The sequence below is a fragment of the Sulfitobacter sp. SH22 genome, assembly GCF_965641905.1.
Lineage (GTDB): Bacteria > Pseudomonadota > Alphaproteobacteria > Rhodobacterales > Rhodobacteraceae > Sulfitobacter.
This window is the reverse complement of record NZ_CBFFKI010000001.1, coordinates 1-12,993: the sequence shown is the minus strand read 5'-3', so window position 1 is coordinate 12,993 and position 12,993 is coordinate 1. Positions and strand designations below refer to the sequence as shown.

The 12,993-nt window shown below is 57.3% G+C and carries 10 protein-coding genes; 6 read left to right on the top strand and 4 right to left on the bottom strand.

From position 1 onward, the window contains the following. Positions 1 to 82 precede the first annotated feature (82 nt). From ACSQ13_RS00050 to ACSQ13_RS00040, 3 genes are all read right to left on the bottom strand, one after another. Positions 83 to 298 (bottom strand): YgaP family membrane protein, encoded by a 216-nt coding sequence (locus tag ACSQ13_RS00050; RefSeq protein ID WP_295510121.1) that lies wholly within the window; start codon positions 296 to 298, stop codon positions 83 to 85. Positions 299 to 320: 22 nt separating this feature from the next. After that, positions 321 to 1,022, bottom strand: a complete 702-nt coding sequence (locus ACSQ13_RS00045; protein ID WP_295510118.1) for a Crp/Fnr family transcriptional regulator — start codon at positions 1,020 to 1,022, stop codon at positions 321 to 323. An 88-nt stretch (positions 1,023 to 1,110) separates the two neighbouring features. After that, positions 1,111 to 1,962 carry an NAD(P)H-hydrate dehydratase gene (locus tag ACSQ13_RS00040; protein ID WP_295510115.1) on the bottom strand — a complete coding sequence of 284 codons (852 nt, stop codon included), beginning with the start codon at positions 1,960 to 1,962 and terminating at the stop codon, positions 1,111 to 1,113. 93 nt (positions 1,963 to 2,055) lie between these two features. Here ACSQ13_RS00040 and ACSQ13_RS00035 point away from each other — a divergent pair, with 93 nt between their 5' ends. The 5 genes from ACSQ13_RS00035 (at position 2,056) to ACSQ13_RS00015 (ending at position 10,727) form a co-directional block, all read left to right on the top strand. Continuing rightward, on the top strand, positions 2,056 to 2,802 hold the full coding sequence (locus ACSQ13_RS00035) for an ABC transporter ATP-binding protein (RefSeq protein WP_373028114.1): 747 nt from the start codon (positions 2,056 to 2,058) through the stop codon (positions 2,800 to 2,802). A 5-nt stretch (positions 2,803 to 2,807) separates the two neighbouring features. Next, positions 2,808 to 5,171, top strand: a complete 2,364-nt coding sequence (locus ACSQ13_RS00030; protein ID WP_295510110.1) for an ABC transporter permease — start codon at positions 2,808 to 2,810, stop codon at positions 5,169 to 5,171. A 4-nt stretch (positions 5,172 to 5,175) separates the two neighbouring features. After that, positions 5,176 to 6,387, top strand: coding sequence for an efflux RND transporter periplasmic adaptor subunit (locus ACSQ13_RS00025; protein WP_295510107.1), 1,212 nt, complete (start codon positions 5,176 to 5,178; stop codon positions 6,385 to 6,387). Next, positions 6,384 to 8,036, top strand: a complete 1,653-nt coding sequence (locus ACSQ13_RS00020; RefSeq protein WP_295510105.1) for a PHA/PHB synthase family protein — start codon at positions 6,384 to 6,386, stop codon at positions 8,034 to 8,036. The genes ACSQ13_RS00025 and ACSQ13_RS00020 overlap by 4 nt, the downstream gene beginning before the upstream one ends. Positions 8,037 to 8,150: 114 nt before the next feature. Continuing rightward, complete coding sequence (locus tag ACSQ13_RS00015; protein ID WP_295510102.1) at positions 8,151 to 10,727, top strand: cation-translocating P-type ATPase; 2,577 nt, start codon at positions 8,151 to 8,153, stop codon at positions 10,725 to 10,727. Here the strand turns inward: ACSQ13_RS00015 and ACSQ13_RS00010 are convergent. Continuing rightward, on the bottom strand, positions 10,715 to 11,752 hold the full coding sequence (locus tag ACSQ13_RS00010; protein WP_295510098.1) for a sodium:calcium antiporter: 1,038 nt from the start codon (positions 11,750 to 11,752) through the stop codon (positions 10,715 to 10,717). The two genes, ACSQ13_RS00015 and ACSQ13_RS00010, sit on opposite strands and share 13 nt — an antisense overlap. A gap of 149 nt (positions 11,753 to 11,901) precedes the next feature. Between ACSQ13_RS00010 and ACSQ13_RS00005 the strand changes: the two genes are divergently transcribed. Then, positions 11,902 to 12,993, top strand: a 1,092-nt coding sequence (locus ACSQ13_RS00005) for a site-2 protease family protein (RefSeq protein ID WP_435988046.1), incomplete at its 3' end; no start/stop codon positions are given.

Genomic DNA, 12,993 nt, shown 5'->3' with positions numbered 1-12,993 from the left:
GGGGAAAACAGGGTAAAGAAATTCACCCTGCACTTTCGCATTCAAATCATTGGCAGGTTTGCCGATCCGGATGCAGTTTCCGTCAGCCGATCTTGCACGTGGAGAGGCCGAGAAGCCGGTATAGGGGGCAAAACCGAACGAGCGCTGTTAGAACAAGAACCAGCCCCACAGCCATGCTGCCATAAGCAGCGTAACTGCTGGACCAGATCGCCGGCATGTTCAAAAGCGGTGCGATAATAAGTATGATACCCAAGATGGCACGGATAAGACGGTCGGCATTTCCAACATTTGCAGTCATGGTATATTCCTTTTCAGATTGGTTATGGTCTTAGATGCCCCATGCGTGGGCTTGCTGATGACACTGCAGCGCTGATTGGCAACCATGGCGGTTGGGCCAACCGTTCAAGTGCCGCAATATCACGCAACTCGATCTGGCCCTGATTGAATCTTATCCAACCACGGCGTTCAAATTCATTGATCTGGCGCAAGATTACTTCTCGGGTTGTTCCCAATTCAATTGCGAGCGCTTTGTCAGGGTTGCGCAGGCCGGGCTGCATGTCTTCGGCGTCAAGCAGTTTTTGGGCGACATGAATATCCATCCGTTCAGTAAAAACGTCTTCGATCACGAGGAACAGATCGGTGATCTGTTTCGAATATTCCTCGAAAACAAAGGCGCGAAACTTTTGGGATATGGACATCAGGGTGTCAAAGACCTCGCGTGGGATCTTGATGGCTTCGACATCCGTTTCGGCAATGGCTTCGGCGGCGCAGCTTTCGGAGGCCAACAGACAGGCGGCTGTCAGAACGCAATTTTCGCCAGCATGCATCCGGTTCAGTACAATTTTGCGGCCATCTTGGGACTGCCGCTGCACCCGGACTGACCCCGACACCAACAGTATAAGGTCTGTCGCGGGATTATCCGGCCCAAAAACCAACGCCCCTTCTTGCAGGACTGTCCGACTTGCCCGTTTGTCCAGAAGATCGGACACTTCTGCAGAGATATCTGCCAAGCGGGGAAACATACTCCGCCATGAATTACTCATCAACATAAGGCTTCACCTGTTTTTTCGCTCTGATTACCACATGGCGGGCCCGTCAGGTTGATCTAGATCAACCCAAGACTTTGGGCAGCATTTCGGGGATGTCTTCGGCGATCAGGCCGGGGCCAAAGGCATCTGCGCAGCGAAAGTGCAGATCAGCGGCGATCGATGCCGCATCAATCCCGCAAAATCCGCGTGCCAGAAGCCCCGTGATGAAACCTGCCAGCACATCCCCAGATCCTGCTGTTGCAAGCCAACTGGTGTGTCGAAACGGTTTTGACGAAACCATGACGGGTGTCCGATCCGGTGCCGCAATGACGGTTTCAGGGCCTTTGAACAAAACAACGCACCCGGCCTTTGCCGCAGCCGCTTGCGCAAGGGACACGCGGCAGGAGGTTGTGGCAAATACCTCGGGGATGAAACGGCGCAATTCACCCTCGTGCGGTGTCATGACGCTTTGCGGATTTGCGACGGGGGGCAGGTTCAAAGATTTGTCAGCGATCAATGTGATCGCGTCCGCATCCAAACATGTCGGCAGTCCCGAGGATAGAACGGCGCATAGCAGGGTTTGGCTGGCCGCCCCCAAACCCAGGTTTGGCCCGATACATACCGCTTGCGGTTTGATTTTGGCCAGATGGTCCCCAAAGCTGGCAACCGAAACGTAAGGCTTGACCATGATCGCATTCAGCTGCGCGGCATGTTCGGCAAGCGCGTCAGGGCTGCAAACCACGCTGACCACGCCAGCACCGATGCGCAACGCGCCGCGTGCGGCCAGCCGCGCAGCGCCGCCCTGCCCCACCGGACCAGACACAACAGCCGCGTGCCCGTAGCGATGTTTATGCGCCTCGCCTGACTTTGCCAGCCTCTGCCAATGGCCCTCCGTCATCTCAAAGACCGCGGTTTCAGGTTTTGAAGTGGTCATTTTCAGCTCCCTCTTTGCCGTGCGAGGCAAGATTTCTGATACCCAACGATTTTGGCCATTGAATTGAGATCAATCAATCCGGTTCCAGCACAGATGTCTATTGTCTATCAAGGACCTACCCAGGAGGTGCGTGTGGCAGAAGTCGTTTTCAAAACTAAAGGTGTTACCAAGGTTTACAAAACCGGAGAGGTAGAGGTTTACGCCTTGGGTGGCGTCGATCTTGAACTGTTCAAAGGTGAACTGACGGTTCTGCTTGGCCCTTCGGGCAGCGGTAAATCAACGCTTTTGAACATTCTGGGCGGGCTGGATCATGCAACGGACGGGCAGGTCTGGTTCGGCAACACCGAATTGACCGACATGTCGGATCGCGACCTGACAAAATACAGGCGTGATCATGTGGGGTTCGTATTCCAGTTCTACAATCTGGTTGCCAGCCTGACAGCGCGCGAGAACGTGCAACTGGTCACCGATGTTTCCCCCGACCCCATGCCCGCCGAAGAAGCCCTGACGCTGGTCGGTCTGGGCAAGCGCATGGACCATTTTCCGTCCGAGATGTCGGGGGGCGAGCAGCAACGTGTCGCCATTGCGCGCGCCATCGCAAAGCGCCCGCAGATCCTGCTATGTGACGAACCCACAGGGGCGCTGGACAGCACCACAGGTGTGCAAGTGCTCGAGGTTTTGCGCGACATCAACGAACGTTTTGGCACCACGACAGTTGTCATCACCCATAACGCCGAAATCCAGCGCATGGCGCATCGTGTGATCTTTTTCCAGGACGGTAAAATCAGCGAAACGCGGGTCAACAAGACGCGGATCGCCCCCTCAGAAATCGTCTGGTAGGTCCGATGCATGCATTAGATATCAAATTACTGCGTGATTTCAAACGCCTCTGGGTGCAGGCCGTTGCGATAGCAATGGTGTTGGCCTGCGGCGTGGCGATCCTTTTGACGTCTGTCGGGATGTACAATGCCCTGTCTGAAACGCGCACCGCCTATTATGAACGCAACCGCTTTGCCGATATCTTTGCCCAGGCCAAACGCGCGCCTTTGTCACTGCTGGCCGAAATTTCCCGCATCGACGGCGTGATGAGCGTGGAGGCGCGGATTACCGGTGCCGCAACGTTGGATATTCCCGGACGGACCAGAACGGCTGTTGGAAGAATTCTCTCATATCCCGAAGATTCCGACCCGCTTTTGAACCTTCCTTTTCTGGTGAAGGGGCGTTTTCCCAACCCCATCAGCACCAAAGAAATCGTGGTGAATGAACCCTTCGCTATCGCGAACGGCTTCAAGCTGGGTGACAGCTTTAGCGCCAACCTCAGAGGGCAGAAACGCAGCCTGACGATTGTTGGCACCGCTTTGTCGCCTGAATTTGTCTATACCATCGGTCCCGGTGCCCTGATGCCCGACAACGAGTCCTTTGGCATCATCTGGATGCCTGAACGCGCAGCGGCCGCGGCGTTTGACATGACAGGTGCGTTTAACGATGTCGCGATTGCGGTGGCATCCGGGATGACGACCGCGCCCGTGATTGATGCGCTTGATACGCTGCTAGAGCCGTTCGGCGGGCTGGGGGCCTATGACCGCACGGCCCAGCAGTCTGACGCGTTTCTCGATGCCGAGCTCAAGCAGCTGAAAGGAATGGCCGCGATCTTGCCGCCGATCTTTTTCCTGATTTCGGGGTTTCTGGTCAGCATGGTCATGAGCCGGATCATCACGCTGGAGCGCAGCGAGATCGGCTTGCTCAAGGCCATCGGTTACTCGGACATCGAAATCTGCCTGCACTATCTGATGCTCGCCGCCTTGATTGCTGTGGTGGGCGTGGGTGTCGGATGGGTGGCAGGAACCGTGCTGGCGCAGTCACTTGCCGGGCAATACGCACGGTTCTTCGACTTTCCGTTCTTGATTTTTCGCGTGTCTTATTGGGTTTATGCAGCGGCAGGATTGGCGGCTTTGCTGACCACCAGCCTTGGGGCCACGCAAGCAGCCCTAAAGGCCGCAAGACTGGCCCCCGCCATCGCAATGCAACCGCCCGCCCCGCCGCGGTTCAAGCGGTCGTTCATTGACGACGCATTGGCGCGTATGCGGCTGTCGCAATCCACGGTCATGATCTTGCGCTCGCTCTTGCGCTGGCCGTTGCGCAGTTTTTTGACATCACTGGGTCTTGCGCTGGCTGTTGCATCGGTCGTCTCGTCGACCTTTATCAACGATGCCCTGACCGAGATCATCGATATGGCGTTTTATCAAACCAACCGGCAAGATGCGATGCTGCTGTTTACCGATGACCTGCCCGAAGCGGTTCTGGAAGACGTGCGCCATCTGCCGGGCGTATTGCAGGCAGAAAGCCAGCAGTTCCACGCCGCGATTTTGCACAACGGCCATCTGACCAAACGTGTGGCGGTTGAATCGCGGCGCCCCGGCAATGACCTGAGCAGGGTGCTGGATGCAGACGGCAAGCCGCTGGATGTCCCCGCCAACGGCGTTGTCTTGTCAAAACGGCTTGCAACCCAGCTTGATCTGAGACCCGGTGAAAAGGTCGATATCGAATTCCTGACCGGGCGGCGCGAGACGTTTAGCGTCACGGTCACGGCACTGGTCGAACAGCATTTCGGTCTGGGGGCGTATATGAACCTCGAGAATCTGAACGCGCTTTTCAGGCAGGCCCCACGTGTTTCGACGGTGAACATCACGCTGGACACGGATCAATCGGACGCGCTCCATGTTGCGGTGAAAAACACGCCGCACATCGCCGGCATCATAGAGATGAACGAAAACCGCCGGTCATTCGAGCACACGATCGAGGAAAACATCGTTGTCATGAACACGATCTACATCGTGGTGGCCATGCTGATCACGATCGGCGTGACCTATAATGCGGCGCGCATCCAGCTGTCGGAACGCGCGCGCGAACTGGCCAGCCTGCGCATCCTTGGCTTCGGGCGCGGCGAGGTATCGTATATTCTGGTCGGTGAAATGATGCTTATCGCATTGGTGGCACAGCCCTTTGGCTGGCTGATTGGTGCGGGAATTGCCCAGTTGATGACCAGTGCCTTTACCAGCGACCTTTATGCGATTCCGCTGGTTCTGAAGCCGGCGACATTCGCATTTGCCAGTCTTGTCGTGTTGGGCGCCGCGTTTGCGTCCGTGATGATCGTACGCCGTCGACTGGACCGGCTTGATCTGGTTTCTGTCATGAAAACGAGGGAATAAACAAATGGCCCATTCAACACGCACAATTGTACTGATCGGCATAGGGGTCACGCTTGTGGCCGGGCTGTCCTATTTCAGTTTCCGTACCGATCCGGTTGCCGTCGATCTGGCAACGGTCACCCGAGGGCCGCTTGAGGTGACCATAAATGCGGATGGCAAGACGCAGGTCCGCGATCTGTTCGAGGTCGCCTCGCCGATCGCGGGGACCGCGATGCGCTCACCCGTCGACGAGGGGGATATTGTGCGCAAGGGCGAAACTGTCGTTGCGGTTGTAAGGCCGTCTTCGGCCGGATTGCTGGATGCACGGGCACAGCTTCAGGCAGAGGCCGCGCTGCAAGAAGCAACAGCCGCACGGCTTGTCGCCCAAGCCGATCTGAAACAGGCCGAGGAAACAGCGCATTTTGCACAGTCACAATTTGAAAGAACGCAGGCGCTGGTGACACGCGGCGTCGTCTCTGTCACCCAGTTGGAAGACGCCACGCAAAGTCTGGCCGTTGCGAATGCCACGATTGAGGCCGCTCAAGCGCGGATCGAGATGGCGGATGGTGCCATTGAACGGGCGCGCGCCAGCCTGTTGCCACCGGATGACAGAGACGCCACCCCCGATAGCTGCTGTGTTCAGTTGACGGCCCCTGCGGACGGGGTTGTCTTATCGGTTGCTGCCATCAGCGAACGGCCCGTGTCTATCGGGACGCCCCTGGTTGGCATCGGCGATCCGGGTCAGCTTGAACTGGTGGCCGATATTTTGTCCAATGATGCCGTACGTCTGAAACCCGGTGCCTTGGCCTATGTCGAACGTTGGGGCGGCGACGAGGTGCTAGAGGCAAAGCTTGACCGGATCGACCCCAAAGCGCGCACCAAGATTTCGGCGCTTGGCATCGAGGAACAGCGCGTTGATGCCTATTTCGAACTGGTCAGCCCCATCGAAAACCGGCCCAGCCTTGGCGACGGTTTTTCGGTCTTTCTGCGGATTGTTGAATGGCGGGCCGAGGATGTGTTGCAAATTCCGCTAAGCGCCGCCTTTAGAAATGATACCGGCTGGGCAGTGTTTGTGGCCTTGGACGGGGTCGCTGAAAAGCGCGCCGTTACATTGGGCCGGCGCAACGACCGCATGGTCGAGGTGATACAGGGGCTGGAGTTCTCGGAACATGTTGTCACGCACCCCAGCGACGCGATTGCCGCAGGTGTGGCGCTGGTGGAAAGGTCGCAGCTGTGATCGGCGACCAGGACAACCCGCGCGGGCTTGATGCATATTGGCATGCCACACTTGGCCAGTTTACGGGCGGGCTGTCCCCTGCCGCGCTGACCACGGCCTATGTGGATTGGTGGATGCATATGGCCGGGTCGCCCGAGAAGCGGTTTCAACTGGCCAGACAAGCCATGGCGAACGAGGTGCCGGTAGAAGTGAAAACCGATCCGCGGTTCGCTGACCCGGCGTGGGACCGTTTCCCCTTCAACGTCTATGCACAGCAGTTTCTGGCCCTGCAAAACTGGTGGGGCCTTGCGACGACGAACGTCCCTGGTCTTGAGGCCAAACATGCGCAGATTGTCAATTTTGCCGCGCGGCAGTGGATTGATATGATGTCGCCCTCGAACTTTGCCCTAACGAACCCGCAGGTGCAGGTGCGCACGCGGGACGAGCTTGGGCAGAACCTGCTGCGCGGTGCCCGCTACTGGATCGAGGATTTCAACCGGTTGCTGACCAGACAGCCGCGCAAAACCAGTGAATATACGGTCGGCAAAGACCTTGCTGCGACCCCCGGCGATGTGATTTTTCGAAACGAACTGATCGAATTGATCCGGTACCGGCCAACAACTGCCAAATTGCGCCCCGAACCGATCCTGATCGTTCCTGCCTGGATCATGAAATATTACGTGCTGGATTTGACCGCGCAGCAGTCGCTGGTGGCATATCTGCGCGATCAGGGTTTCGAAGTCTTCATCATATCATGGAAGAACCCCGATAAAGGCGACGCGGAATTGTCGATGCAGGACTATGTCGATCTAGGAGTGCGTGCCGCCATCACCAAGATCAAGCAACTGGGGCATGACCGTCTTCATGCAACAGGCTATTGTCTGGGCGGTACCCTTTTGTCCATCGTCGCGGCTGCAATGGCGCGGGATCACGATGACAGTTTTGCAAGCATCAGCCTGCTTGCTGCCCAAGTCGATTTTTCCGAACCCGGCGAGTTGGGGTTGTTCATCAACGAAAGCCAGGTGACCTTTCTGGAAGACATGATGGCGACACGCGGGTATCTCAAGGCGGACCAGATGGCCGGGGCATTCCAGTTGCTGCGCTCCAACGACCTGATCTGGAGCCGGGTCATCCGCCATTACCTGCTGGGCGAACGCACACATGCCAACCCGCTGATGGCATGGAACGCTGACGCCACCCGAATGCCCGCCCGGATGCATTCGCAATACCTGCGGCATTTGTTTCTGGGAAACGAGCTGGCCAAGGGGCAGTTCAAAGTGGACGGCACCGCCATCGCGCTCAGTGACATCCGCGCCAAGATATATTGCTTGGCCACCGAGACCGATCACGTATCGCCGTGGCACTCTGTTTACCGTTTGTCATTGCTGACAGACACGGATGTGACGTTCGTTTTGACAAACGGCGGGCATAACGGTGGCATCCTGTCAGAACCCGGCCATGCAGGGCGGCATTTCCGTTGCGGGCACAAGGCCGAAGGCAATGCACATACCGCTGCATCCGACTGGTTTGAAAAACACCGCCCCCGTGATGGATCATGGTGGCCCCATTGGGTGCAATGGCTCAATAAACGCAGCAGCCCGGCGAGACTTCCTCAGGCAGCGGATTTTGAGGTATTGGATGCCGCACCCGGACGCTATGTCATGGGCTGAGGTCAGCTGCGTCACACCATCCTAGACGTCTACTGTGGGTTTGATAGTGTCCAGTCGTCCAAAAGACCCCTGCCCGATACCAGCCCCCCAAACCCTAATAGTCGAGGCACACCAGTGACCGAAATTGCACGGCAGACCGGTTTAACAACGCAAGAGGCCCTTGCTGCGCAGAAACTCCATGGCTGGAACGAACTACCCGTGGTGGCGCGGTCGGGCCCGTTGCGGGTTTGGTTGCGCCAGTTCTCCAGCTTCCTTGTGTTGATCCTGATCGTCGCCGCCGCCATCGCCCTTGCCTTGGGTGAAAAGGTTGACGCGATCACAATCGGACTTGTGGTCATGTTGAACGCCGCTTTGGGGTTTGTTCAGGAATGGAAGGCCGAAACCGCCCTCGCGTCCTTGCGAAAGATGCTGTCACCCCAGGCAATGGTGCTGCGCGATGGTCAGGAACAGATGATCCCGGCGCGCGATATTGTGCCCGGCGATATCCTTGTGCTCTCCCCCGGCGCCAAGGTGGCAGCAGACGGGATCGTGGTTCGGGCGGCTGAACTTCAGGTCGATGAAAGTGTCCTGACCGGTGAATCCGTGCCCGTCGCCAAAGATGGCGGAAAAAGCGGGCGGAACGTGTTTGCCGGGACATCTGTCATCGCCGGGCGGGCCGAAGCCCGGGTTACAGCCACAGGGGCGAAGACCGAATTCGGCAAGATTGCACATCTCACAGGATCGGTTGGGCCAAAGACAACAAACCTGCAAAACAAGCTTGGCCAACTCGCCCGCCAACTGGGCACCGCCGCGCTGCTTGTTGCAGCCGCGGTCACAGGGCTGGGCCTGTTGCTGGGGCGTGATCTGGCCGAAATGGTGATGACGGGGCTTTCTTTGTCCGTCGCAATGGTGCCCGAAGGTTTGCCCGCCGTGGTCACGATCACACTTGCGCTTGGGGCGGCAGCGATGGTGCGCCAGAACGCTTTGGCGCGTCGTTTGCAGGCTGTCGAAACCCTGGGGGCCGCTTCGGTCATTTGCGCAGACAAGACCGGCACGCTGACCGAAAACAAGATGACCGCAACACAGGTCTGGACGATGGACCGCAGCTATGACGTGACCGGAACCGGCTATGATCCCGCAGGACATATTGCAGTTGACGGGGCACGCATACGCGCGGCGGATGATCCTGTGCTGGCAGCGCTTTTGCAGGTTGGGCTATATTGCAGCCATGCCCGCTTGAACCGCGAGGGGGATCACTGGCAGATGACTGGCGCGCCAACCGAAGGGGCGCTGATTACCCTTGGCTACAAAGGGTGGTGCGACCTGCCCAATGAACGCGGCTTGCTTGCTGAAATTCCGTTCAGCAGCGCGCGCAAGCGGATGTCGGTGCTGTATCAATCTGAGAACGAGACATCGGTATTGACCAAAGGCGCGCCCGAGCAAGTGCTCGAAGTTTGTACTCAGGTCATGACCCAAACAGGTGTCCGTGCGCTGTTACCTGTGGACCATGACGCCATTTTGCAAGCCTTTCACGATCTTGCGGGCCAAGGGTTGCGGGTCATCGGCCTTGCCCGCCGCACGGCCGATGACAAACAGATGACCGAAGAAGCGCTAACATTTCTGGGTTTGGTGGGCCTGATCGACCCGCCAAGATCCGAAGTGCGCGACGCCATTTCGCTCGCCAGGGCGGCGGGGATCAAAGTGATCATGATCACCGGCGACAGCCCCATCACGGCCGGTGCCATCGCAAACCAACTGTCGTTGAACGTGACGCAGCACCTGACCGGTGCTGATCTTGATAAACTGGATGATGCTGCCCTTGATGATCTGCTGCAAGGCGACGTTCTGTTTGCACGGACCAAACCCGAACAGAAAATGCGCATCGTTTCCGCGCTGCAAGCACAGGGTCAGATCGTTGCAATGACGGGCGACGGGGTGAACGACGCCCCTGCCCTCAAACAGGCCGACATTGGCGTGTCGATGGGGATCAGAGGCACGGATGTGGCCCGCGATGCCTCTGATCTGGTGCTGCTGGATGATAATTTCGCAACCATCGTCCGCGCCATCGGCGAGGGTCGGCGCCAGTTTGCCAATGTCCAGAAATTCGTCCGCTATCTATTGTCATCCAACGCCGGCGAAGTCATCGCCTTGGTGGTTAACATTGCCATTGGCGGCCCGCTTGTCTTCCTTGCCACGCAAATTCTGTGGATGAACCTTGTCACCGACGGCGTGACAGCGGTGGCACTGGGGTTGGAAAAATCGGAACCCGACCAGATGCGTCAAAAACCGCGTCGCAAAGACACGCCGATCCTTGGCGTCAGCGGGGTCGTGACCATCCTTGTGTTCGGAACCTATACCGGCCTGTCGAGCCTTTGGGTCTTTTTTCATTTGATGGATCTTGGTGTCGAACTGGCCCGCACGACAGCGTTCACCGCCATGGTGGTTTTTGAAAAGGTCAGCGTTTTTGCCTTCCGTTCCCTGCGCCTGCCAAGCTGGAAAATAGGGTGGTTCAGCAATCCGTTTTTGCTGCTGGCGTTGGCCGTAACACTGACTGCCCAGATGCTGGCCATCTATTGGCCGCCCTTGCAGACCCTTTTACACACCGTCCCCATGGGCCGCGACGAATGGGCTTTGATTGCGCTGTTTGCGCTTCCTATCTTTGTGGTACCCGAAGTGCTCAAGGCTTTGGGGCTCAGGCTTCAGCGCACGTAATAATAGGCAGCAAGGCTTGCGAGGAACGTGATCAGCACAAGGATTGAATCCAGCCCGAACACGCCAATCCACGGCTTGCGCCGGACGATCAAACCGATCAGGTAAATCGCTGTCACAGTCAGGCCGAACCCTAACGAAAGGCTGACAATCCGCGATGTATTCTGCAATATCGGCCCCGCACGAAACAGGATATCGGCAGGGAAAACCAGAACCAACATGATCAGATTGCTGCCAAATATGTTCGAGATGGCCAAAGTATAGGCCCCGATACGTACCGCCGCGATGCTGGTGCTGAGTTCGGGCAGCGATGTCGCCGCAGCCAGTATCGTGACCCCGATAAAGCCAGTGCCAAGACCGGATTGATCGGCAATGCGTTCGGCAAACAACACCAGCAACAGACCGAAAACCAAAATCGCGACACAGGAAGCAAGAGCTTGCCAGATCAGGCTTTTGTTTGCTGTCTGTGCCAGACCTGTGGGGGCGGGAAAGGCAAGCGGATCAGGGTCGGGCAGATCAACCGGAACCCAGTCGCTGTTGTCATCATAGCGGCGCAACAACCAGATCGCGCCGACATAGATCACTGCAATCGCAATGCTCCCAAAGCCTACGCCCGCAATGACAAATGTCTCGCCCAGATTGGTGATGACCAATGTCACGGACAGCAGCAACACCAGCAATGTGGCCTCCAGCGCGTGATTTGCCTTGCGCGGATAATTTGTGATCGGCCCGCGTGCCCAGAAATCTGCCATCGCCAGGATCGCCGTCTGTAGCGCGATACCGCCGAAAAGGTTGTTTAGAACCAGATCGCGCGATTGTTGTACCGCAGCGGACAGCGTCGTCGCAACCTCGGGCAGGGATGTCGCCAGCGACAAAAGCAACAGCCCGACAATAGATTTGGCCAGCTTGAACCGGTCTGACAGGGCATCTGCCAGATACGCCAGTCGCGCACCCGCAATCCAAACGCAGCCCGCGCTTAGGGTGAATAAAATCAAGGTTTGTATCAGGGACGTGACAGGGATTTGCATCACTGCAATCTAGCAAATTATCGCGCATCTGCTTTGACATGGCTCAATCTTACCAAGGCGTGGGCGCGCATTCTTGATGGTCCGATTTGAGCGATGTCAATTCGCCCGCGCACTTTCACGTTAGGCTCAACGCAAATCAGGAGCCTGCCATGTTCTCAAATGCCGTGAAGCTGTTTTCCATCAACGGGTTCGACATCAAGGTCGATCCAAGCTGGCTAATTATCGCGTCATTGATAACCTGGAGCCTGTCGCAGCAATATTTCCCTGAAGTTTGGCCCGACGCATCCACCACCACTTATTGGACGATGGGGCTGGTCGGGATGATCGGGTTTTTTGCGTCATTACTATTGCATGAACTGGGTCATTCCGCCGTGGCGCGCAATCTGGGTGTCCCGATCAAAAGCATTACATTGTTCATTTTCGGCGGGATGGCCGAACTGGGTACAGAGCCGACATCGGCGCGCGATGAATTCTGGATTGCGCTGGCAGGTCCGGTCACGTCGCTTGCGCTGGCGCTCGGGTTTTGGACCCTCGCCCAAGCCGCATGGCTGACCGCAAGCTCTGCCGCCTTTGTCGAAGTGGCGTCCTATCTGGCGCTGATCAATCTGGTATTGGCGCTGTTTAACATGATGCCCGCGTTCCCGATGGATGGCGGGCGGGTGCTGCGGGCCTATCTGTGGCACCGCAACGGAGATGTGCTGGCTGCCACGCAGATCGCTGCAAGATCGGGCACGTTTTTCGCATATGTCCTTATGGGGCTGGGGGTTTTGGCGCTGTTTCAGGGCCTATATGTCACAGGCATGTGGCAGTTGATGATCGGCGGGTTTGTTCTGATTGCAGCACGATCAAGCTATACCTCGAAACTGGCGCAGACGGTGTTCGAGCACAAGACCGTAGGTGCCTTGATGGCCCGTGATCCGGTCACTGTCGGGCCCGACATGACCTTGTCGGCATTCGTGAACCAAATCATGCTGCGCCATGGTGTAAGTTTCGTGCCGGTTCTGGAAAACAACATTCTTTTGGGGCACATGGACCAGTCTGTTCTGGCCGGTATTGATCGTGAACATTGGGCCAATACCCGTGTCGGCGATGTGTTTGTCGGGTTGGAAGAAGACACGATGGTTGCCCCGGACATGCCCGTTCTTGAACTTCTGGACGTCATTTCAAAGACAGGGCATCGCAAATTTATGGTCGTGGCAGATCACCAGTTGCGCGGCGTGATCACATTGGCTGACCTGACA